This window comes from Sporichthyaceae bacterium (assembly GCA_036269075.1).
Lineage (GTDB): Bacteria > Actinomycetota > Actinomycetes > Sporichthyales > Sporichthyaceae > DASQPJ01.
In genome coordinates, this window is the sequence record DATASX010000118.1 from 1 (window position 1) to 22,766 (window position 22,766).

The 22,766-nt window shown below is 70.9% G+C and carries 21 protein-coding genes; 8 read left to right on the plus strand and 13 right to left on the minus strand.

Translation table 11 applies throughout. The features are described from left to right. Nucleotides 1-121 precede the first annotated feature (121 nt). On the minus strand, nt 122-916 hold the full coding sequence (locus tag VHU88_22020) for an enoyl-CoA hydratase-related protein (GenBank protein ID HEX3614379.1): 795 nt from the start codon (nt 914-916) through the stop codon (nt 122-124). 135 nt (nt 917-1,051) lie between these two features. Between VHU88_22020 and VHU88_22025 the strand changes: the two genes are divergently transcribed. The 5 genes from VHU88_22025 to VHU88_22045 all read left to right on the plus strand — a co-directional run bounded on the left by VHU88_22025 (nt 1,052) and on the right by VHU88_22045 (nt 6,093). Continuing rightward, nucleotides 1,052-1,693 carry a TetR/AcrR family transcriptional regulator gene (locus VHU88_22025; protein HEX3614380.1) on the plus strand — a complete coding sequence of 214 codons (642 nt, stop codon included), beginning with the start codon at nt 1,052-1,054 and terminating at the stop codon, nt 1,691-1,693. 28 nt (nt 1,694-1,721) lie between these two features. Continuing rightward, nucleotides 1,722-2,327, plus strand: coding sequence for a hypothetical protein (locus VHU88_22030; GenBank protein HEX3614381.1), 606 nt, complete (start codon nt 1,722-1,724; stop codon nt 2,325-2,327). Nucleotides 2,328-2,398: 71 nt separating this feature from the next. Further along, the gene (locus tag VHU88_22035) at nt 2,399-3,601 is read left to right on the plus strand and encodes an enoyl-CoA hydratase-related protein (protein HEX3614382.1); all 1,203 of its coding nucleotides are present in this window, start codon (nt 2,399-2,401) and stop codon (nt 3,599-3,601) included. A 26-nt stretch (nt 3,602-3,627) separates the two neighbouring features. After that, entirely contained in the window at nt 3,628-4,788 is a 1,161-nt protein-coding gene (locus VHU88_22040) for an acyl-CoA dehydrogenase family protein (protein HEX3614383.1), read from the plus strand. A 9-nt stretch (nt 4,789-4,797) separates the two neighbouring features. Next, nucleotides 4,798-6,093 (plus strand): NAD(P)/FAD-dependent oxidoreductase, encoded by a 1,296-nt coding sequence (locus VHU88_22045; GenBank protein ID HEX3614384.1) that lies wholly within the window; start codon nt 4,798-4,800, stop codon nt 6,091-6,093. Here VHU88_22045 and VHU88_22050 read toward each other — a convergent pair. Next, complete coding sequence (locus VHU88_22050; protein HEX3614385.1) at nt 6,086-7,066, minus strand: hypothetical protein; 981 nt, start codon at nt 7,064-7,066, stop codon at nt 6,086-6,088. The genes VHU88_22045 and VHU88_22050 overlap by 8 nt on opposite strands. A 206-nt stretch (nt 7,067-7,272) precedes the next feature. Here VHU88_22050 and VHU88_22055 point away from each other — a divergent pair, with 206 nt between their 5' ends. Next, nucleotides 7,273-8,178 carry a hypothetical protein gene (locus VHU88_22055; GenBank protein HEX3614386.1) on the plus strand — a complete coding sequence of 302 codons (906 nt, stop codon included), beginning with the start codon at nt 7,273-7,275 and terminating at the stop codon, nt 8,176-8,178. Here the strand turns inward: VHU88_22055 and VHU88_22060 are convergent. The 10 genes from VHU88_22060 to VHU88_22105 form a co-directional block, all read right to left on the minus strand. After that, entirely contained in the window at nt 8,073-8,300 is a 228-nt protein-coding gene (locus tag VHU88_22060) for a hypothetical protein (GenBank protein ID HEX3614387.1), read from the minus strand. The genes VHU88_22055 and VHU88_22060 overlap by 106 nt on opposite strands. Further along, nucleotides 8,300-8,794: an aromatic-ring-hydroxylating dioxygenase subunit beta gene (locus VHU88_22065; GenBank protein ID HEX3614388.1), complete on the minus strand. Its 495-nt coding sequence runs from the start codon at nt 8,792-8,794 to the stop codon at nt 8,300-8,302. Before VHU88_22065 ends, VHU88_22060 begins: the two co-directional genes overlap by 1 nt. Next, nucleotides 8,791-10,056, minus strand: a complete 1,266-nt coding sequence (locus VHU88_22070; protein HEX3614389.1) for an aromatic ring-hydroxylating dioxygenase subunit alpha — start codon at nt 10,054-10,056, stop codon at nt 8,791-8,793. Before VHU88_22070 ends, VHU88_22065 begins: the two co-directional genes overlap by 4 nt. Next, nucleotides 10,053-11,255, minus strand: a complete 1,203-nt coding sequence (locus tag VHU88_22075) for an acetyl-CoA acetyltransferase (protein ID HEX3614390.1) — start codon at nt 11,253-11,255, stop codon at nt 10,053-10,055. The genes VHU88_22070 and VHU88_22075 overlap by 4 nt, the downstream gene beginning before the upstream one ends. Continuing rightward, complete coding sequence (locus VHU88_22080) at nt 11,245-12,621, minus strand: OB-fold domain-containing protein (protein HEX3614391.1); 1,377 nt, start codon at nt 12,619-12,621, stop codon at nt 11,245-11,247. Before VHU88_22080 ends, VHU88_22075 begins: the two co-directional genes overlap by 11 nt. Nucleotides 12,622-12,706: 85 nt before the next feature. Continuing rightward, nucleotides 12,707-13,423 carry an SDR family oxidoreductase gene (locus tag VHU88_22085; protein ID HEX3614392.1) on the minus strand — a complete coding sequence of 239 codons (717 nt, stop codon included), beginning with the start codon at nt 13,421-13,423 and terminating at the stop codon, nt 12,707-12,709. A gap of 22 nt (nt 13,424-13,445) precedes the next feature. Then, complete coding sequence (locus VHU88_22090) at nt 13,446-14,264, minus strand: enoyl-CoA hydratase-related protein (protein ID HEX3614393.1); 819 nt, start codon at nt 14,262-14,264, stop codon at nt 13,446-13,448. After that, nucleotides 14,261-15,016 (minus strand): enoyl-CoA hydratase/isomerase family protein, encoded by a 756-nt coding sequence (locus tag VHU88_22095; protein ID HEX3614394.1) that lies wholly within the window; start codon nt 15,014-15,016, stop codon nt 14,261-14,263. The genes VHU88_22090 and VHU88_22095 overlap by 4 nt, the downstream gene beginning before the upstream one ends. Before the next feature lie 16 nt (nt 15,017-15,032). Next, nucleotides 15,033-15,485 carry a MaoC family dehydratase gene (locus VHU88_22100; GenBank protein ID HEX3614395.1) on the minus strand — a complete coding sequence of 151 codons (453 nt, stop codon included), beginning with the start codon at nt 15,483-15,485 and terminating at the stop codon, nt 15,033-15,035. 9 nt (nt 15,486-15,494) lie between these two features. After that, nucleotides 15,495-16,748: a cytochrome P450 gene (locus VHU88_22105; GenBank protein HEX3614396.1), complete on the minus strand. Its 1,254-nt coding sequence runs from the start codon at nt 16,746-16,748 to the stop codon at nt 15,495-15,497. 149 nt (nt 16,749-16,897) lie between these two features. Here VHU88_22105 and VHU88_22110 point away from each other — a divergent pair, with 149 nt between their 5' ends. Continuing rightward, nucleotides 16,898-17,686 carry an ABC transporter ATP-binding protein gene (locus VHU88_22110; GenBank protein ID HEX3614397.1) on the plus strand — a complete coding sequence of 263 codons (789 nt, stop codon included), beginning with the start codon at nt 16,898-16,900 and terminating at the stop codon, nt 17,684-17,686. A 7-nt stretch (nt 17,687-17,693) separates the two neighbouring features. Here the strand turns inward: VHU88_22110 and VHU88_22115 are convergent, their stop codons facing one another. After that, nucleotides 17,694-18,314: a class I SAM-dependent methyltransferase gene (locus tag VHU88_22115; GenBank protein HEX3614398.1), complete on the minus strand. Its 621-nt coding sequence runs from the start codon at nt 18,312-18,314 to the stop codon at nt 17,694-17,696. Nucleotides 18,315-18,943: 629 nt separating this feature from the next. On the opposite strand from VHU88_22115, the gene VHU88_22120 reads away from it, so the two are divergent. Further along, nucleotides 18,944-22,765 (plus strand): LPXTG cell wall anchor domain-containing protein, encoded by a 3,822-nt coding sequence (locus tag VHU88_22120; GenBank protein HEX3614399.1) that lies wholly within the window; start codon nt 18,944-18,946, stop codon nt 22,763-22,765. Nucleotide 22,766 lies beyond the last annotated feature (1 nt).

A 22,766-nucleotide genomic window follows, 5' to 3' on the forward strand; every position in this document is an offset into this window, starting at 1 on the left:
GACCCCGACGGCATCGACCCGCCCACCGAACGAGTTCGGAATCCCCTGCGCTTGGTGCCGGCCCCCGCCGATCGACCATCGTTCTGAACCGGCGGAGTTTGTAGTCGTTTCCGGCGAACGATCAGTTCCCGCGGAACTTCGCCGGACGCTTCTCCACGAACGCCGCCACGCCCTCGGCGAAGTCGTGGGTGCCGGCGTGTTCCTGCTGCCGCACGGCCTCGATCCAAACCTGGTCGACGAGGTTGGCCTGGGTGGTCTCCCGCAGCGTGCGCTTGATGTTCGCGATGGCCACGGTCGGGCCGGCGGCCAGGCGCCGGCACAACGCCGTTGCCGCGTCGAGCAGTTCGGCGTCGGGATGCACCGAGTTCACCAGGCCCCAGTCCAACGCCTTCGGCGCGGGCAGGCGCTCCCCGAGCATCGCCAGCTCGGCGGCGCGGATCAGGCCGACGCGTTCGGCCAGGAAGCGCAGCCCACCGCCGTCCGGGATCAGCCCGATGTTGACGAACGCGAGCAGGAAATAGGACGACTCCCCGGCCACCACCAAGTCGCAGGCCAACGCGAGCGAACAGCCCAGGCCGGCCGCGGCACCGTGCACCGCGGCGATGACCGGCTTCGGGGCGTCGCGGATCGCGATGATCACCGGGTTGAAGGTGTCGCGCAGTCGGCTGGACAGGTCGGGCAGGCCGTCGGCGCGGGTCGGTCGACCCGCCTTCAGGTCTGCGCCGCTGGAGAAACCCTTGCCCGAACCGCTGATCAGGATCGCGCGGACGGCCGGGTCGGCAGAGGCCTCCTGCATCGCGACAAGCAGTTCGCCGCCGAACTCGGCCGTCCAGGCGTTCAGCGCCTCCGGCCGGTTCAGCAGGATGTGCGCGACGCCGTCGGCGTGGTCGACCTTGACGGTCCGGTACTCGGTCATGACTGCGCCGCCCCCGCGTTGCTGATGTCCGGACAGGATGTCCCGCGGAGTCTGGCAGCGCCCGCCGACGTCGGTCAAGAAATGATCGGACAATGCGTCCAGACAATGTGCGGCCCGGGATGCGACAATGTCCGCATGCCCTCGATCACGCGGAAGGCGGCCGGCAGTCGAGCCCAGCGGCGCGACGAGATCCGCCGAAAGATGCTCACCGCCGTCGAGGAGATGCTCACCGAGGGTGAGACCTTCACCGAGCTCTCGGTCGAGCGCCTGGTGGCCCGGGCCGGGGTGGCCCGGTCGACTTTCTACGTCTATTTCGCCGACAAGGGCGAGTTGCTGCGGGCCTGGCTCGACGAGATCACCGGGGACCTGGACTCGGTGGCCAAGCGCTGGTGGAACCTCAGCGGCGACGCCCAGCGCGAGGACCTGCACGAGGCGCTCGGCGCAGTGTTCGACGTCTATCGGCCGCACACCTCGTTGATGGCCGCGGCATTCGACGCGGCGGCCTACGACCCTGGCGTCCGCGAGTCGGTGATGTCGTTGATCGGCCACAACAGCGCCGGGTTGCGCAAGCACATCCGGGCGGGTCAGCGCGACGGCTTCGTCGACGAGACGCTGGCCGCCGGCGAGGTCGCGGAGTGGCTGACCTGGATGGCCGAACGCGGGCTGCACCAACTGGTCCGCGGGGCCGACGACGCGGCGTACGGGAAGTTGTTGGACGGCTACACCGCGATCATCTGGAACACCCTGTACGCCGGTGCCGCGTGCCGCAGCGCCTGATCCGTCGGGTTGTTGGCCGGCCGGCCCTGTGACGTCGCGTCAGGGTCGGGCCTACGGGCGCGACGAGCTCATCGACCTGCTGCGGGTCGCGTTGGCCGAACTGCTCGCCGACGGCGCATCGTTCCGTGAGGTCAGCGTGGAACGCCTGTGCGGACAGGCCGGGGTGGCCCGGTCGACGTTCTACCTGCAGTTCGAGGACAAGTTCGTGATGCTGCAGGCGCTCTCGGCCGCGACGCTGCTGCGCCTGTACGACGCGCAACGCACCTGGCTCGCCGGCGGCGCGGAGGTCAGCGCCCACGACGTCCGACGCGGGATGCGCAAGCTGTTCGACGCATTCGCCGCCGACGAGGCCGTCCTGCGCGCGGTCGCCGAGGCCTCGGCGCACTCCCCCGCGATCCGTGCTGCCTACCACGACGCGGTTGCGGACTACGCCCGCGCGATCGAACGCTTCATCCGCACGGGCCAGGCCGGTGGTTGGGTGCGCGAGGTGGCGGCGGCCCCGACCTCGGTCGCGTTGGCCTGGATGACCGAACGGACAGTGAGCCAGGTGGCACCCGGCGCCTCGCGCCGCCGGATGCACGTCAGCGCCGACGCGTTGGCCGAGGTCTTCTGCGCGACCCTGATCGCCGGCTGATCCACAGACTTCGGACACTCTGTCCGACGTTTTCATTGCGTTCGGCGCCCGGCTGCGTCACACTCGCCGGTATGTCGGGCTGTGCGGATGTCGCGGACCTCGTCCGCGCCCTGTATGCCGCGCTGGCCGCGGGCGACCGCGAGGCGCTCGACGGGCTGTTGGATCCGGACTTCATCGGCGAGACCGCGTCCGGAATGCCGTTCGGGCTGGGCGGCCGCTACGTCGGGGCGCGGGCCATGCGCCGGGAGTTCTGGGGCGCGCTGGGTCGCGAGTTCGACGTCGTCGCGCATCCCGAGGAGATCCTCGCACTGCCCGACGGCCGGGTGCTGGCAACGGGGACCTACCTGGGCACGGCGCGCTCCACCGGCTGCAAACTCGAGGCGCCGTTCAACCACACGATCACCGTCTCCGCCGGACGGATCACCGGGTTGCGCCAACTCACCGACACCGCATGTTGGGTGGCTGCGCTGGAGCCGGCGACAGTCCCCTCCGGCTCGGATCGGCCGCCGTTGTCGGCCTTGCGACTCGAACTCGGCGGGCCGATCGGCCGGGTGTGCCTGACCCGGCCCGAGGCGTCGAACTCGATCGACCCGGCCCTGGCCCGCGACATCCTCACCGCGGCGCAGGCCTGCACGGCCGACCGTTCGATGCGGGTCCTGGTGCTGGCCGCGGACGGACCGGCGTTCTGCCCGGGCGGCGACCTGGCCGCGCTCTCGGCGACCCCGCAGGAGGAGTTGCCCGCTCTGCTCGATCTCATGCTCACCGAGTATCACCAGGCGCTGCGACTGTTTCTGGCACTCGAGGTCCCGATCGTGGCCGCTGTTCACGGCTCAGCCGGTGGCGGCGGCCTCGGTCTGCTGCACGTGTCGGACATCGTGGTCGCGGGCGCGGACGCGAGGTTCGCGGTGGGCTCCGGGGTTCTCGGACTCGGCGCCGACGGCGGCAACTCGTGGTTCCTGCCCAGATTGGTGGGCCGTCGCATAGCCGCGCAGATGTGCTACGCGAACCGCGCGCTGACCGCGGGCGAGGCGGTCGACTGTGGCTTGATCAGCGAGGTCGTGCCCAGCGCGGAGGTCGCCGCTCGCGTCGAGCAGATCGCGCTGCGCATCGCGGCCGGACCGCGGGCCTCGAACGCCAAACTCCGGTCGTTGTTGCGCCCCGGCGGGCGACTGTCAGAGGCGTTGGACGCGGAACGGGCGGGGATGGTCGAACTGGCCACCTCTCCCGAGGTCGCCGAGCGGATGCGTGCATTCCTCGGCCGAACAAGTAACTGACCATTCGTCAGAAGAGGGGACTCGCGATGGTGGACATCGTTCCGACCACACCGGAGCTGACCGCGTTGCGGTCCGCCGTCCGGCAGATCGTCGACCGTTACGGCTTCCCGTACTTCCTGGAGTGCGCTCGGGCGCACAAGGAGCCCACCGAGTTGTACGAGGAACTCGGCGCGGCCGGCTTCCTCGGGATGCACCTGCCCGAGGAGTACGGGGGTGGCGGCGCCGGCCTCACCGAGACGTGCGTGGCACTCGAGGAGATCGCCACGGCCGGCTGTCCGCTGCTGATGCTGGTCATCTCGCCCGCCATCTGCGGGGCGATCATCGCCGCCCACGGATCACCGCAACTCAAACAGGAATGGCTTCCGGGCCTGGCCGACGGCACCCGGACCATGGCGTTCGCGATCACCGAACCGGACGCCGGCTCCAACACCCACGCACTGGCGGTGACCGCCCGCCGGGCCGGCGAGGACTACCTGATCAACGGCACCAAGTACTGGACCTCCGGCGCCGACCAGACCGACGCGATCCTCGTCGTCTGCCGCGACGCGGACGCGGCCGCCGGCAAACACACCCCGATGTCGATGTTCGTGGTTCCGGCCGGCTCCCCCGGGCTGTCGATGACCCCGATCGAGGCCGAGCTCGTCCAGCCGGAGAAGCAGTTCACGGTGTTCTTCGACGACGTCCGCGTCCCGGCCGGCAACTTGGTGGGTGAGGCAGGCAAGGGATTCCGCGCGGTGTTCTCGGGGCTGAACCCGGAACGCGTCACCGCCGCAGCGATGAGCAACGGCATCTCCCGTTACGCGTTGGACAAGGCCGTTCGGTACGCCTGCGAACGAAGCGTGTGGAACACGCCGATCGGTGCGCACCAGGGCCTTTCCCACCCGATGGCCGAGTGCTACATGGCGGTCACCCAGGCCCGGCTGCTGACAGCCCGGGCGGCCGAACTGTGCGACTCGGGCGCCAACGCCGCCGAGGCCGTGAACATCGCGAAGTACGCCGCCGCCGAGGCGGTGATCCGCACGCTGGACCAGGCGATCCAGGTGCACGGCGGCAACGGCATGTCGCGGGAGTACGGCCTGGCACCGCTGTGGTTCCTGGCCCGGATGCTGCGCACGGCGCCGACCAGTCGCGAGATGGTGCTGAACTTCGTCGCCGAGCACAGCCTCGGCCTGCCGACGTCGTACTAGGACGCCGTCATGACGGGCATGAGCGAGGTCGACGTCCTGGTGATCGGCGCGGGCGCCGGTGGTCTGTTCACCGCTGCCCGACTGGCGCATGCGGGCTATCGCACGCTGGTGGTGGAGCGCCTGGACAAGATCGGCGGTCGGGCATCCACCGACGACGTCGACGGGTTCAAGGTGAACACCGGCGCGATCGTGATCGAGCTCGGCGGGATCACCGAGCAGACCTGCCGGGAGGTCGAGGCCGCCTTCGAGATCCGCGAACCGAACCCGCCGATCGTCTACCGCATCGGGAAGAAGAACGTCGACATCACCGGCGGTGGCTGGGGTCTGATGCTGGGTCAGTTGACCCGCCAGGGGGCGAAGATCCTCGCCGGGATCGGCGCAGCGAGGCACGACGAGGGCCTGCCCGAGCACTCGATGTCGACCGCGGAGTGGCTGCGTGGGTTCACGAAGAACGAGACCGTGCACGGCATGTTCCGCAACATCTGCGGCTCGATCTTCGCCGTCTCCACCGAGGAACTGCCCGCCCGGGTGTTCCTGACCTACTTCACCCGCAAGAGCGCGTTCAAACGGTTCGGCTATCACCCGGAGGGCACGATCGGCCTGTGGCGGGCACTGGCCGCCGCAGTCGTTCGCGACGGAGGCGAAATCCGGCTGTCGAGCGCGGTCGAGTCGTTGCGGGTTGCCGACGGGTCGGTGACCGAGGCAGTGCTGGCAGGCGGGGGGATCGTCCGCGCGCGAGTGGTGGTCAGCGATGTCGGGCCGGCCGCGACCGTGCGCCTGCTCGGCGACGACGTGCTCGACGAAAGTTATCTCGCCGCCGTGAAGCGCGCCGACCGGCCGGCCGCGATGATCACCGTCAACTTCGCGTCGCGGGAGCGGCTGATCGAGGTGCCCGGGATGCTCGGCTTCGCCAAGACCCGGCGGATGGCCTACATGGCGAACTTCACCGACGTCTGCCCGGAGATGGCGCCGCCGGGTTGGCACCTGTTCGTCGCGACCTCGGTGCCGCAGCCCTCGGTCGGCGACTTCGACGAAGCGGTGGAGACCGACCTGCTGTTTGCTGATATCCACGAGACGATCCCGGATTTCGCCGCCCAGGCAAGGGTTCTCTCGGTCGTGGTGACGCGCGACGACTGGCCGCCGCAACGTGCGGTGGCCGGGTTCGACATGCGGCCGGAGACCCCGCTGGCGAATCTTTGGCACGTGGGCGACGGGGTGAAGGAGTACGCGAACGGCGGAACCACGGCGTGCGCCGAGACCGCGCAACTCGTGGCGGCGGCGATCATGGCGCGGTTCCCTATCTGATGCGCTCCGACCGTCCGGGCTCCTGACCCGAGGCGCTGCGGGTTCGCCGACGCGGCCACAACGCGCTGATCTCCGAGATCGACCCACGGCCCGAGTCGGCCGTCGGTCGGCCGTCCTCCGACGCGAGGTCCGTCAGGCCCGCCGGCAACGGTAGGCCGTCGACGAACCGCCCGATGCTGCGCAGGTTGACCGCCACCTCCGCGGCCGCGCGTTCGGATTCCTGGCGCAGGTGGTCGGCCCCGCGCTGGCTCTCGGCGAGCAGGCGATCCGCCTCCAGGCGAGCCTCACCGGTCATCCGCGAGGCCGTTTGCGCGGCACAGTCCAACGTCGATCTGGCCTGCTCACCGTAGGCGGTTGCGGCGCGTCCCGCTTGTTCCAGCCGACCGTCGGCAGCGGCCTGGGTCGCGGCCTGGGCGCTCTCGTGCGCCTGCTGCCATGCGGTCAGCTCGCCCACGATCTCCTTGGTCCGCTGCTCGGTCTTGGTCCGAGCGACCTCCATCACGTCCTGTGCTCCGGCGGTGATCCGGGCTGCGGCTTCGGCGGCCTCCGAACGGAGCTCTGCGGCCGCGCGGCCCGCTTCCTCGATCAGTCGGCGGGCGGCTGCCTCGGCGGCGGCGACCGCGCGCTGCGACTCGTCCTCCAGTTGCATCAACTGCCGACGGATCATCTCGTGAGCGGCTGCGCGCTCCTCCCGGGCCCGGGTCTCGCCGGCTCGCTGCAGTCCGGTGCTCGCGACGTGGGCGGCGCCCAACGTCGACTGGAGCCGGCCGAGCACGAACGCGAACAGCTCCTGCTCCCCACTTGCCGACGCGGCGCGGGTCGTCTCTGCGATCTCGCGCTGCAGATCCTCGGCCCGCCGCAGCACGTTCTCGTGCTCGAGAGCCAACTCCTCGATCCGGGCATCCACCGCCGAACGCTCGTAGCCCTGCGCCGCAATACCGAAGCTGAATTCCACGATCGGCTCGACGCTCACGTCGGCCCCCTCCGGATGAAGTCACTGCCCAATCACGCCCATCTTGGCGCGCGAGTTGATCATGGCCACAGGTCTCGCTGCGAAGATTTTGCGTTCATGATCGAATAACTGGCCGCCCGGGAGAAGCCCAGCCTTCGACAGGAGGATCCGGTGACGGATTCCCGACTGCCCCAAATGACAGACGCGGTGTCTGGATATGCAGTCCAGTGACCGCGGTAGCCTGGGTCATGCTCCCTGCCGCGGCGTTGAATTCCACGCTGCCGCAACCGCCGACGCACCTGCAGATGCCGAAGGCCGCCGAGATGGTGTTCACGATCGGTGGGGCGGTCCCGTTGGTGATCGTGCTGCTGATCGCGTTGCGCCACCTCCGGGCGGGCCGTCCGCTGCTGCTGTGCTGCCTGTTCGGGGGCCTGGCGGCGGCGCTGTTCGAACCGTTCGTCGACGTGCTGGGGATGGTCTACCTGACCGAGCACGGCTCGATCCACACGTTCACGTTGCTGGGTCGGACGATGCCGCTGTTCGTCCCTGTGATCTATCCCTGGTACATCGGCGGCTTCGCCTACCTGACCGCGCGGGCACTGCAACGGGGCGTCACCCGCCGCCAGTTCCTCGGCCTGTGGGCGGTGTTCGTGCTGACGAATTTCGCGTTGGAGGCGCCCGGTCTGCTGACTGGCGTCTACACCTACTACGGCAAACAGCCGTTCAACCTCTGGGGCCATCCGATGTGGTGGGGCGCGGCAAACGCGTTCACCGCGATCGCGGGCGGCGCGGCAGTGTTCGGCTTCACCAAGCTGTTCCCCGCAGGCGGCTGGGCCACCGTCGGGGTGATCCCGCTGATCTTCATCGCCGAGGGCTTGTCCAATGCCGGCACGGGTTTCCCGATGTACGCGGTGCTGCACGACAACCGCGGCTGGGGCTGGGAGTACCCGGCCGCACTGCTGACGGTCGGGCTGATCGTCTACTGCGTCTGGCTGATCGGCACAGTGGCGCAGCGGGTCGCGCCGGCTCAGGATTCCGGGACGCGCCAGCGGTCGGCCGACGGGTCGAGCAGCTCGCGCAGCTTCTCCTCGGAGACCCAGGCCAGCGCCTCCAGCGTCAGCGCGTCGAGGTAGTTGACGCGCCCACCGGTGAGGTCCTCGATCCGCAGCCGCGGACCGTTGCCGGCGTGGTCGATGCTCAGCCGAACCCGGGCGAACTCGCTGTCGACTGTGCCGAGCAATTCCTCGGCCGCCATCAGATCAGGAAAGACATGGTGTTTAGTGCCCGATCCCGGTCGACGAGCAGGATCTTCTTCCACGACATCCGCAGCTCGCCGTCGACCCGGCGCAGCCGGTACTCGCACCGCCCCGCCCAGATCGTGGTCCCGCGGTCGCGGGACTCGACGGCCAGCATTGCCGCGCCCACCACGGTGTCGCCGTCGTGGTCGCCGAGCAGCTCCACGTTGGTGATCAGTCGGCACAGGCTGGAGTTCGGGCTCTGCGAGTGCCGCTTGCCGGTCTTGAGCTGCCGGATCCGGGTCCCGATCCGCGACCGGTTGTCGAACAGCACCGAGACCTGGGTGGTCGGGTCGGTCGCGGACTCCCCACCCGCGGGCACCCAGTAGACGGCGTCGTCGGTCCACAACGCCTCCCAGGCGTCGTAGTCGTGGGCGTCGGCCAGGCGCGCCTCGCGATAGAGGAACTGCTCGGCCTCCCCCAACTCGATGTCGGTGATCGTCGTCCCGGTCACGCCGCGGTTCCTTCCGCCATCGGGTCCATCAGCGTCAGCCAGTGCCGCCAGATCGCGCGCAACGTGAGCTCGTCGGTGTTGTTCCCGATCGTGTGACCGTCGGCGTCGATCCGCTCCCGCTTGAGTCCCCGGGCCAGCACCAGCCACTCCGGGAGGCGGGATGCCACACCACGCTGGTTGCGTTCGTACATCTCGGTGTCGTCGGCGAGCAGGAGCCCGGCCGGGCCGACCGAACCGATCGTCTGCTGCAGCATCCGCCGGTTCATCTCCTCGCCTTCGGCCAACTGGACGCAGGTCACGTGCTGCACCGTTTGATTCACGGACAACGGCTGGATGACGAAGAGTTGGATCTCGGCGATGAACAGGTTCGGGAAGATCATCACGTGCGGCGATCCGTCGATGAGGATCTCCTCGGCGCCGGCGCCGTAGGACTGCCGCATCCGCGCCACGTAGTTGGGAACCTTGTCCGCCGTCGTGCCGAACCAACCCATCGGCACGCCGAGCCGACGGAATTCCGGGCGCAGATCGTTCTCCGTGTGACCGCCGCCGAGGTCGCGGCAGACCGCGGTCGACGACTCCCCGTAGAGGGCGCCGATGGCGCTGTTGGCGACCTGGAACACCGACGAGTGGACGAACTGCGGGTGGTAGCCGTCGGTCTCGTTCTCCAGCAGCATCTTCCAGTTCGCCGCCACACGATGCTGCAACCAACCGGCCGAAACCGCCACCTCGCCGGCCGGCGACAACCGACAGAGCCGGTCGAACGCGTCGGTGGCCGAGCCGAGGTGCTCGAGAAGTGACGGCCCGTCAGCCGCGAAGCTGCCGAAGACGAAGCCGCGGTACTCGGCGACGCGCGGGACGCGACCCAGCCCCAGTTCGGACTTCTCTATCACGCCGTCGTAGCCCTGCTTGTAGGGCATGCCGAGCAACGCGCCGTCGCTGTCGTAGGTCCACCCGTGGTACTGACACCGGAACGCCCGGGTGTTGCCACGTGGCGCGTCGCAGACCAGGTTCGCGCGGTGCGCGCAGCGGTTCTGCAGCAAATTGACCTTCCCCGCTCGGTCACGGGTCATGATGACGGACTGCGGACCGATGGACTTGACGACGTAGTCGTTGGGCTGCGGCACCTCGCTGACGTGGCCCACGTAGACCCAGGTCCGGTAGAAGATCCGCTCCATCTCCTCGGCGAAAATCTCCGGGTCCGTGTAGAGCGAGCCGTGCACCCGATCGGGCCGGACCAGGGCGTCGTAGTTCGTGACTGTCATGCCGCTTCCTCACTCAAGTCCTTGCCGACCACCGACACGAACGAGACGCAGGACCCCGGCCGGCCGCCGAGGTTGTGGGTCAGCCCGACCCGCGGGTCGGGCAACTGGCGGTCGCCTGCCTCGCCGCGGAACTGCAACCAGCACTCGAAAAGCATCCGCAACCCGCTGGCCCCGACCGGGTGCCCGAACGACTTCAGCCCGCCGTCGGGATTGACCGGCAATCGGCCGTCGAGGTCGAAAGCCCCGTCCAGCACGTGTTTGACGGCCTCGCCCCGCCCGCAGAAGCCGAGGTCCTCCATCAGGACCAGCTCGGTCGGGGTGAAGCAGTCGTGGACCTCGGCCAGGTGGATCTGCCGGGCCGGGTCGTCGATCCCGGCCTGCCGGTAGGCATCGGTCGCGGAGGCCACGACCTCCGGGAACGTCGTCCAGTCGTAGCCCGGGTCCAACGCTCCGCTGCCCGGCCCGGCCACCAACGACAGGCCCTTCACGTACATCGGTCGGTCGGTCCACCGGTGGGCGTCCTCGGCGCGGACGATCACCGCCGCGGCCGCGCCGTCGGAGACCCCGGAGCAGTCCAGGACACCTAATCGGCCTGCAACCAGCGGGGAGGCCGCGATCTTCTCCTTCGGGATCGCCTTGCGGAACTGAGCCCGTGGGTTGCGCGCCCCGTTGCAGTGGTTCTTCCACGCGATGTGGGTCATCGCCTCGCGGAACGTGCCCGGGTCGACGCCGTACTTGGCGCAGTAGGCCGGGTCGAGCATCGAGAACGCGGCCGGTGCGGTCAGCGTCAGGTCGGCGGACGTGCCGTCCGAGGCGATCTGCGGACGGACGAGCCCCGAGTACCCACTGTCCTTGAGCTTCTCGACACCAACGGCCATCGCGACGTCGTAGGCGCCGGAAGCCACGGCGTAGCAGGCGTTTCGGAACGCCTCCGAGCCGGTGGCGCAGAAGTTCTCCACCCGGGTCACCGGCCGGTACTCCAACGCCAGCGGCTTGGACAGGGTCAGGCCGGACATGCCCGAGGCCATCGTCCCCAGCCAGTACGCGTCGATCTGATCCGACGTCAGATCACCCGAGGACAGACACTCGCCGGTGGCGTCCACCAGCAGGTCCTCCGCCGAGCGACCCCAGTGCTCGCCGAACGTCGTGCAACCCATCGCCACCACGGCCACGCGGTCGCGGATCCCGTTACTGGCCAACCGATTCACCCCCGAGCAACGCGGCCTTCCAGAAGTAGTTGTGCACGTTCCCGGTGGTCCACAATCGCCGGAACGTCAGCCCGACCCGCGCCCCGACGACGACTTCCGCGGGCTCCGCGTCGGCCAACTCGAGCAGGCAGCGCCCGCCGCCGTCGAAGTCGATCACTGCGCAGATCACCGGCGGCGACAACGAGTACGCCAGCCGGTCGACCGTGAAGGTCACCACCGAACCGATCGCCTCGGTCAACGGCGCGGCGGACATCACATCGACCGTCCGGCACGACGCGCAGACCCGCTGCGGCGGGAGATGCAGGAACCCGCACTTGTCGCAGCGCGATCCGACGAAAGCGAACTTCCAGTCCAGATTCCGAGCGCTCGGCGGAGCGGCCGGTCGCTCCGGCTCCGGGCGGCGCGGCGCCTCCCGCTCCAGCAGCCCGCGCCAGGTCAGGTAGGTCGGGTACGGGACGTCGCGGCCGGCGGCCAGCAACTGCCGTACCGACACCGCCGGACGCGCCGCGTCGATGCGGTCGGTGGCTCGCCACACCGTGGCCACCACGCCGTCGGAGACGCTCACCACCAGGATCGTGTTGCCGGGCTGCGCCCGGTCGAGCGCGTCGGCCAATCGGATCCCGACGTCGGCAGCCCCGGCGTTGCCCATCGGCAACGCGTCCGCGCCGCCCAGTCGGGCCAGGGCATCCGCGGCCACCCGGGTGTGCGGGCTGCTGACGACAACCAGATCGGCGGACGCCAGTCCGGCATCGGCCAGGGCACGTCCGGCCGTCGCAGCGACCAGAGGCGCGTAGCTGTCCAGCCCGAACCGCTCCTCCCACTGACTGGCCGTCAGTTCCGACGGGAGCCGCCAGCGGTCCAGCAGTTCCGCGGTGGCGCAGGCCCGCGCCACCGGTACGGCCAACGCCTGCGCAGAAGGTCCGAATCGGAACGCGGCCGCGCCATCAGCGGCCTGGGACTCATCCGCGGAGCCCGGCCGGCCGACGCGCACGTCGGCGAGCACAGCCAAGCCACCACTGCCCGCGGCCGCGCGCAAGGCGCCCTCGCCGGACCGCACCGCACCGGCTACGTCGACCGCGAACGTCTCCTCGCCCAGGCCGAGGGCGGCGTGCACGGCGGCCGCGTTGGTCTTCTCCGCGTAGGCCGGCGACGTCGTCGCGAACCACAGCGACTCGACCGAGCGGTCCGGGACCAGGCCTCGGGCCGCAGCCACCGCCATCGTCGTGCTGTCCTCGTCGAAGGCCGCGACCACCCGGCGTCCGCGCCCGGAGCCCGACCCGAAAGCCGCCGCCACCTCGGACAGCGCCAGTCGGTGGACCGGCAGATGCACGCCGTAGCTCACGATCCCCAGAGTCATCCGGCCCCGTTCGCAAACACCCCAAGTTATCGGACACTGTGTCCAGACAAGATGTTAGGTGCTGTCCGGGCCCTCGGCAACCGCCTCAGGCGCCGAGTCCCATCCCGCCGGAGACGCCGAGTACCTCACCGGTCACGTACGAGGCCGCCGGCGAGCACAGGAACGCCACCGCCGCGGCCACCTCGGCCGGGCTGCCCAGCCGGCCCAACTGGGTCCCGGCGATCATCGCGGCCTCCATCACCGCACCGCGTTCACCCAACGCCCGCACCGCGTCCAGCAGCGGGGTCTCGATCGGGCCGGGGCACACCGCGTTCACGGTGATCCCGTACCGCGCGTTCTCCCGGGCGATGGACTTGGTGAACGCCAGCACCCCGCCCTTGGTCGCCGCGTACACCGCGTTGCCCTTGGAGCCGATCCGCCCGGCCTCCGAGGCAACGTTGACGATCCGGCCGTACCGGGCGCGTTGCATGCCCGGCAACAGGGCCTGGGTGCACGCGAACACACCCTCCAGATTGACCGCGATCAGTCGCCGCCAGGCCTCGGGGGTGACGTCGGTGAACCAGGCGAACTGGTCGTACCCGGCATTGTTCACAAGGATCGCGGCGTCGATACCACCCAGCGTCGAGGCCACCGCGGCGGCATCCGCGACGTCAAGCACGACGGCGGTCCCGCCGACGGCGGCGGCGATCTCCTCGGCGGGTTCGGCATCGCGGTCGACGACGACCACCCCCGCACCGGCCGCGGCCAACGCCGCGCACACCGCGGCCCCGATTCCCCGGCCGCCCCCGGTCACAACCGCCACCGGAGTCAACGAACACCGCCCATCAGCAGCCCCGGAATCCCGGACGCCGCCGCTCGATCACCGCGGCCAGACCTTCCCGGGCATCGGCCGTCCCGGACAGTTCGGAGACCGTGCGCGCCTCGTCCGGCAACGCCTCGTCCAGCCCCCGGCCGATGCCCTCCCATAGCAGCCGCTTCGCGGCGGCCAGGGCCAACGGCGCCCCGGCAGCCAGCCCGCGGGCGACCTCGAACGTCCCCGGGAGCAACGCCTCATCCTCGACCACCCGGTTGACCAGGCCCAGGGCCAGGGCGTCCTCGGCCGTGAGCGTCGGGTTGCAGAGCACCAGTTCCATCGCCTTGCGCACCCCGACGATCCGGGTCAACGTCACCGAGGCACCCGCGTCCGGCGCCATCCCGGCCCGGGTCGCGCCCGGTAGGAAGCGGGCCGAGCGGGCCGCGATCACCAGGTCGGCCGCGCACACCAGCCCGAAACCGCCACCGCCGGCGGCGTAGCCCTGCACGGCCAGGACCACCGGCAGCCGCGAGTGCACCAGCCCCGCGACGACGGCGGCGAGCCGGGCCGTGGCCGAGCGCAGGTACTCCGGCAGCGCCTCGCCCTTGGCCGCGAAGTCCTTGACGTCGCCACCGGTGCAGAAGTTCGGGCCCTCCCCGGACAGCACCAGCACCCGCATCCGCGGCTCCGCCTCAGCGCGGGCCACGGCCTGCTGCAGTTCGGCCAGGAAGCTGTCGGTCATCGCGTTCGACGCCGCGGGCCGGTTCAGCCGCAGGTGCCCGACGCCGTCGCCGTACAGATCGAGCAGAACCTCACCGCGCCCGATCAACGGCTCGCTGTGTTCACTCACGCGTTCGTCCTCCGGGAGGTGAATGCCTCGACGGCTGCTGCGCCTGCAGTGCCGGTCAGGTGGTCCAGCACGGCTTCGGTCTCCGCGTCCCACCCGGCGGCCAGCGGCAGTTCCAGGCCGCTGCGGATCAGGCGCTTGGCGGCGGTGCGCGCCGCCCGGGACCCCCGGGTCAGCCGGGCGATCAGATCAGCCACCCCGGCGTCCAACTCGGCGTCGGGGAAAACCTCGTAAACCAGGCCCCAGTCGCAGGCCTGACGGGCCGTCAGCGAATCGCCGGTCAGGATCAGCGCGCAGGCCCGGGCCCGGCCGACCAGCCGGGGCAGCAGTTGGGTGCCCCCACCGCCGGGCACCTGCCCGAAGCGGGAGTGGATGTCGGCCAGCACCGCCGACTCGGCCGCCACCACGACGTCGCAGGCTTGGACCAACTCGAACCCGCCGGCCACCGCGTGCCCCTCGACGACGGCGACCACCGGGACCTCGGCGGCCGCGACCGCGTCCAGCGCCTCCCGGAAGGCGCCGAACAGCCCGGCCAGGGCCGCACGCCCCGTCAGGCGAAGCCGGTCGAGCTCGGCCACATCGCCGCCGGCACAGAAGGTCCCGCTCGCCCCGCGGATCACGATCACGTCGACCTGCGGGGCCAACTCCCGCACCCCGGCAGCGAGTTCGCCAGCCAACTCCACCGAGATCGCGTTGCGAACCTGCGGCCGGTCCAGGGTCAGTCGCCCCACGCGGCCCTCGACCGCTACCCGCACCGACGGCACAGGCAACTCAGCCGTAGAACCGGGCGACGGCCTCGAAGACGCAAGCCGGCTTGGGCGCGTCCTTGATCTCCACGACCCCGCCCAGCACCACCTGGATCCCACCGTCCAGCGCCGTGACCTCGTTCAGCGCCAACGTCATCCGCACCTGCGAGTCGACGCGCACCGGCGAGGGGTAACGCACCTTGTTGAACCCGTAGTTGACGCCCATCCGCACCCCCTCGAGCCGGTAGATCTGGTCGATGAAGCCCGGGAACAGCGAGATCGTCAGCAGACCGTGGGCGATCGTCGCGCCGAACGGCCCCTTGGCCGCCCGCTCCGGGTCGATGTGGATCCACTGGTGGTCGCCGGTGGCGTCGGCGAAGGCGTCGATGCGTTTCTGATCGATCGTCAGCCAGTCGGAGGTCCCGAGTTCGGTCCCGACGGCCGCCGCGAAGACGTCCAAGCTCTCGAAGGTGCGCACCATGCTCCTCTACAGGTTCAGCCGATAGGGCAGGCGCTTAACCGAGGACATGAAGTTGCCGACCAGGTAGTCGGGCTCACCGACCTCGAAGTCGGGTGCCCGACTCAGCAGCTCACCCCAGATGCAGCGCAGTTGGGTGCGCGCCAGCATTGTGCCCAGGCAGTAGTGCGGTCCACCCCCGCCGAACCCGACATGCGGATTGGGGTCGCGCAGCACGTCGAACTGCCACGGGTCGGCGAATGCCGCCTCGTCGCGGTTGCCGGACTGGTAGAACATCCCGACCCAGTCGCCGGCCGCGATCTGCACGCCGCCGAACTCGACGTCGCGGGTGGCGGTGCGCCGGAAGGTCATCACCGGGGTGGCCCAGCGGACCATTTCCTCCACCGCGGTCCCGATGCGGCCCTCGAAGTCCTCCAGGAGGACCTTGCGCTGGTCGGGGAACTCGGTGAACGCGCTTGCGGTGTGCGAGATCGTGTTGCGGGTGGTGTCGTTCCCGGCCACCGACAACAGGATGAAATAGGCGGCGATCTCCTCGTCCAACAGTCGCCGGCCCTCGACCTCGGCCTGCACCAGCGCCGTCATCAGGTCATCGCGCGGGTCCTCCCGGCGGGCCTCGGCGATCCCCAGCGCGATCCGCAGCAGGCTCAGCGTCGAGTCCATCAGCAGCTCCTCGGGGAGCAGCTCACCGCGGACCTGATCATCGGCCCACGACGTCAGGCCGTCGACGCTCTCGGTCGCCTCGCCGCGGAGCTCGTCGTCAACGCCCATCATCTCGAAGATCGTCAGCATCGGCAGGCGACGAGAAACCGCCGCCACCAGGTCGCCCTCGGGGTGCTGGAGAAGGTCGTCGACGATGCGCCGGGCCTGGCCGGCGATCTGGGCCTCGATCTGCGCCACCCGCCGCGGGGTGAATGCACTCGAGCACAGCCGCCGCAGCTGCAGGTGCTTCGGGGAGTCCATCGCGAGGAACGAGCTGACGGTCTCCAGGATCGCCGTGGGGACGTCCTCGAGCGTGATGCCCTCGCCGGAGACGAACGTGTCCGGGTCGGTGCTGATCGCGCGGATGTCGGCGTTGCGGACCACGGCCCAGAAGCCGTGGCTGTCCTCCGGCGGCATCATCGAGCCCTCGGCAGGCGGGTGCCAGCTGACCGGTCGCTCGCGGCGCAGAACCGCCAACGACTCGTCGCGTTGGCGGGGGGTCCCCGACCAGAAGGTGAGCGGGGACAGAGATACGGGGTCGGGCTCCGGCTTCGCGGACGCCATCACGAATCCTCTCGCTTTCCGGCGGGAGCGGCAGGGCGCAAAGCGCGCATACTGTACGTCTCCGGACGGTCCCGACAGCCCGGAGCAGCAATCTTCGACCAAATCGGACGCCGTGTCCATACACTTCGACCGATACCCGAGGAGGCACAGTGGGCGAGCGCGTCGGCGGTTTGGTGGTCAAAGAGGTCTCCGTGCGTTACGGCGGGCACCTCGCGGTCGACAGGATCAGCCTGTCCGCACCCAAGAGCCGGATCACCGGGTTGATCGGTCCGAACGGGGCCGGCAAGACCACCACGTTCAACGCGTGCTCGGGTCTGCTGCGCCCCACGTCCGGGATCGTCGAACTGTTCGGCGAGGACGTCACCCACCGCTCGGCCCATCAGCGGGCGCAGCGCGGGCTGGGCCGCACCTTCCAGCGGATGGAGTTGTTCGACTCCCTGACGGTCGCCGAGAACGTCGCGCTCGGCCGCGAGGCCGGCCTGGCCGCCTCGACACCGTGGCGGCACGTGTTCGGTCGACGCGCCGACAGCGCCGCGGTGAAGCAGGCGGTCGACGAGGCGGTCGCCGCATGTGGCATCGGCCCGCTGGTGAACCGGCGGCCGGCCGACCTGTCGACCGGCCAACGCCGCCTGGTCGAACTGGCTCGGTGCATCGCAGGCGGGTTCTCGATCATGCTGCTCGACGAGCCGTCCAGCGGTCTGGACAAGGCCGAGACCGAGAAGTTCGGCGCGATCCTGCGCGGCCTGGTCGCCGACCGCGGGGTGGGCATCCTGCTGGTCGAGCACGACATGGCGCTGGTGATGAGCACCTGCAACTACATCTACGTGCTCGACTTCGGCAAGCCGATCTTCGAGGGGACCGCGCAGGAGGTCGGCCGCAGCGAACTGGTCCGCGCCGCCTACCTGGGTAGCGAGGCCGTGGAGACCGGGATCGCCTGAGGAGGCGTCAGATCGGAACCTCGATGCTGCCGTGGACCAGTGGGCGCACCAGCGGCGGCATCAGCTTCCAACTCGCCGGGCGCAGCGGGCCCGCGTCGAAGCCGGCGTCGGTCAGCAGTTCAGGCGTCCGCAAGTTGCAGTTGCACCCGCACGCGAACGCCTTCCAGGGCCGGTGCATCCGGTTCTGGACGGCGGCCAGCGCGCGCCCACCGAGCACGTGCTCGATCAGCAGCAGTCGACCGCCCGGCTTCAGCACCCGCCGGATCTCGGCCAGGCTCGCCGGGACGTCGGGCACGGTGCACAGCACCAACGTGCTCACCACCGTGTCGAATCGCCCGGCCTCGAACGGCAAGTTCTCGGCCGGCGCCTGGACCAACTGTGGCCGCAGCGGGTGGTCGACGGCCGCCTTGGTGAGTCGGCGGAACATCGCGGCGTCCGGTTCGGTGACCGTCAGGTTGACCCCGGCCGGGTAGTGCCTCAGGTTCAGTCCGGTCCCGGCACCGATCTCCAGCACCGCGCCCTTGGCCTCGGCGAGCACCTCCGATCGCATCCGGCCCAGGCCGGCCATCTCCCCGGTCGCCAGGACCGGGTTGTAGATCGCGGCGAAAACGCTGGGATAGAAGGACATCGGGCGCTCCTGGCTCAGGTCGACAGGTGACGGGGCGTCAATTTCGAAATTGTTCATCAGGTCCACAGGAACGTCACGCGACGTTTACCGCATGAGGATCATCACGCTCATGGTTGTCGGATTCCGGGGCAGCCACCCGTAGCGAACGTTGATGCTTCCGGAATCCCGTTCTCACCGCCTATGCACCAATGCATACTCCGTCGGGGCCAGTGGTGGCAATGTCCCAGAAACCCGATACGGTCAGGGCACATACGCCATGACCCAAGTTGCAGGAGTGACAGGTGAAGCGCATCATGCCGCCGGGCGACGCGATACCCGTCTGCTAGCTGTAGGGATTCCGCACAGTGATCGATTCCGGACTCGCTGTTGCGGGCGTGGGGGCCTGGTCGCAGCTTTTCGGGGTGGCCTCTTGATCACGGGACATGACCGGAACAAATGGCAAAAAATACTGACATTTGCGTTCTAATCGCTAGATTGCTGAACGATTACGAGGCTGGAACAAGCATGGGGAGACGCTGATGCGGGCTGTTTCGAAGTTGGCACCTACCGGGCGCCATCGGGCGTCGCGGGGTTCGGTGTCGGCACTTCGACGTCGAACTCTGGCGGGTGCAGCCGGGGCGGGCATTTTGATGGTCCAGGCGGCGGGCGTTTCGTACGCCGCCACCGCGCCTCCGGTCGACCCGGGCACGGTCGCCCAGACCGCGGACGACGGCGGCGCGAACGTCATCCAACTGGCCCAGGGCGGCAAGGGCACCCCGGCCGGCCACGGAGCGGTGCTCGGACTGTTCGGCCCGGCCACCTCCGACGGCAACGGTTCGGGCGGCAACGGGACGGTCGCCAACGTCATCCAGGGCGGGCACAGTCAGGGCTCCGACTCGGGGGGCAACGGGACCCCGGTCGCGGTGGGTGGCGGCGGCGGTAGGCCGGGCGGCGCCCGCACCGCCGGCGCGCACCGGTTGGCCGTCGCGGCCGACCAACAAGCCGTCACCGGCGACAACAATCGCTCCACCACCCAGGGCCACGGCATCGACGTGCTCGGCCTGGTGCTGCTCGGCGACGGGCGCGGCCCGGACGCGATCCGCATCGGCAAGGGCGGCGACGGCGCGGGCGGCAACCTGCTGGCCGTCGGCGGCGGCGGGAACGGCGGCGGCGCTGTCGCTCCGACCCGGCTGCCGGTCGACGACCCGGCCAACCCCGGCCAGGGCGGCGCGCTGATCGCATTCGGCAACGGCGCCCCGTCCGGCGGCGACAAGAACGCCGGCGGCATGGGCGCGGTCCTCGCGACCGGCAACGGCGCCGACGCAGGCAACGGCGAGAACGCCAACGGCGGCAACGGTGGTCTGGTCTCGTTGCTGAACTCGGTCGGCCCGAACAAGCGCGACGGCCAACTGATCCAGCTCGGCAACAGCGGCCCCGGCCCGGCCGGCCAGGTCACCGCGGCGGAGCACACCCGCCCGGCCGACGGCCCGCCCGGCAACGGCGGCCTGCTCGGCACCGGGATCCTGGCCCACGGCCTGGTCTCGCTGGGCAACGGCGCACCCGGCGGCGACCCGAGGGAGGGCCACAAGGCCGGCCCGGGCGGCGACGGCCAGATCCTCAAGCTCGGCGACGGCGGTAACGGTGGCACCGAGGGTCGCGGCTACGGCGGCGACGGACACCTGATCGACCTGCTGAACGGCCCGCTGCGCAAGGCGGCGATGCCGACCAGCGGCGGCGACGGCAACGTGGTCTCGATCCTCGACAACGCGGTGCCCCGGCCGGACGGCTCGGGCGGCAACGGCACGGTGGCCACGATCCTCACCGGCCCGCGCGGCAGCATCAACACCGACGAGGCCCCGCCGTCCGGCGGCAACGGCGGTCTGCTGACCGTCCTGGAAGGCAACACGGGTCCGGAGAAGGGTCACGGCTCCGGCGGCAACGGCGGCGCGGGCGACGTGCTGAACCAGCAGCCCCAGCCGGAGAAGTCCCCCGGCTCCGGCGGCGACGGCGGCATCCTCAACCTGCTGAACGACCTCGGCGGGCGGCACTCGGTCACGACCTCCGCGCACGCCCCCAAGCCGAACGACCCGAGGCACTCCGACGGGCCGCAGGGCGGAAACGGCGGTTCCGGTGCGGTCGCCAACGCCGGCAACGGCGGCAACGCCAACGGCGACGCGAACGGCAACGGTGGCAACGGCAAGGTCGCCGGGGTCAGCGACGGTGGCAACGAGCGCGACCGCTCCAGCGGCAACGGCGGCAACGGCACCGTGGCCGATGCCGGTCAGGGCGGCGACCATCAGGGCACTCAGTCCGGCAACGGCGGGACCGGCCACGCGGTCGGCGCCAGCGACGGCGGCTCCTCCGACCGCGGCAAGAACAACGGCGGCAGCGGTGGCGGCGTCGACGCCGGCCGCGGCGGCCCGGGCACCCAGCAGAACCACGAAGGCTCGCACGACCAGAACGACCAGGGCGGCGGCCCGGGCACCGCGCACAGCCCGGCCGGCGCGCTGCTCGACGCGGGCAACGGTGGTCGCTCCTCCGGTGGCGGAAGCGGCGACGGCGGTCCCGGCAGCGTGGCGAACGCGGGCAACGGCGGCAACTCCGGCCCGGGTCAGGGCCAGGACGGCGTCGGCGGTCTGGCCGACGTCGGCAATGGCGGCGACCACGCCGGCAACGGCGGCGGCGGCGACCACGGCAACGGCGGCGGCGGCGAGAAGCGCGGCGGCCTCATCAACGCCGCCAACGGCGGCGACGCCCGCAGCGACGGTTCCGGCAACGGCGGCGGCGGCGACATCGTCCGCGCCGGTAACGGCGGCCACGGCCAGAACGACAGCCGCCACGACGACGGGGGTAAGGGCCGGCCGACCGGTGGCACCTCCCCCGACGGCGGGCTGGTCAGCGCCGGCAACGGCGGCAACTCCGGCGGCGACGCCGACGGCGGCCGCGGCAGTGCGGTCGACGCAGGCAACGCGGGCAGCGGCGAGCACAGCGCCGGTGGCCCGAGCTCGACCGGGAACCGTCCCGGCAGCGGCGGCCCGGGCTCGGGTGGCCAGGGCGACCAGGGTGGCGACGAAGGCGGCGGCCACGGCAGCGGCGCCCTGATCTCGCTGCTCAACGGCTCCGACGACGGCAAGCAGCATCTGATCGGACTCGGCGACGGCGGCCCGTCGCTGGTCGACGTCGGCAACGGCGCCGACGGTGGCGGCGGCGACCACCACTCGAACGACGCCCCCGGCCTGAAGGTCGGCAACGGTGGCAACGGCGGCGACGCCGGGGAGCCGGCCGGTGACCACACCCACGGGCACGGCGCCCGCAAGGGGACGCATCAGGAAGGCCAGCTCGTCTCGGCCCTGAACGGTGCAGACGCTCCTGGCGCGCACCGCCACGACAAGAACCCGCCGGTGGCATCCGTGGCCGACGGTGGCGACGGCAACGGCGCCGGCGACCGCCACCACGGTGGTGGCGGCCCGGGCGGTGGCGGTGACGCGGGTGGCGGCCACGGCGACGGACGCAACCCCGGCACGGTCGACGTCGCTAACGGCGGCGACAGTGGCGAGACGGGCGGCCCGGGCGGCGGCGACAAGCCGATCATCGTGAAGGGCTTCGACGGCGGCCACGGCGGCGGCGACCACGGCCACGGCGGCAACTCGACCATCGTGCGGGGCGGCGACGGTGGCCACTCCGGCACCGGCAACGGCGGCCGGCCGCACCACCCCGGTTCGAACCCGGGCGGTCCCGGCGGCACCACGCCGGGCGGCCCCGGCACGACCCCAGGTGGCCCGGGCGACACCGGCGGCCCGGGTGAGGACACCGGCAGCAACGGCGGTACCGGCGGTGGCGTCGACCTCGGCAACGGCGGCGACGGTGGCACCGGCGGCGGGACCTCCGGCACCGACGGTGGCGGCGGCACGATCGCCTCGGCCGGTAACGGTGGCGACGGCGGCAATGGCTCCGCTCCGGGCACCGGTGGCGGCAGCGGCGGTGGCTCGGGCAGCGGTGGTGGCGCCGGCAACGGCGGCAACGGCTCCTCGTGCAGCGTCACGGTGGCCTTCGCGATGCCGTCAGCAGATCCGACGACCTGCGCGAGCGACACCGGCGGCGACGGCGGTCCCGGCGGCTCGGGCACCGGGGTCGGCACCCTCAACGGCGGCAACGGCGGCGACGGCACCCAGCCCGGCAACGGTGGCGGCGGCGGCTCGTCCACGCTGGTGCCGGTCGGCAACGGCGGCGACGGCTTCCAGCCGGCTCCGCTGGACGGCGGCAACGGCGGCGGCGTCGGGGCCGGCAACGGCGGCCCGGCCGACGGTGTTCCGCCGGAGCCCCAGAAGGTCAGCCCGGCACACCACGCTCCGCCGAAGCTGCCCGAGACCGGCGCGAACAGCGACGAGGCGGCCGGCGTCGCCGGTGTCGGCGCGTTGTTGATCCTGGCCGGTGCGGCACTCAGCCGGGGACGGCACCGCCGATCGGTCTGAG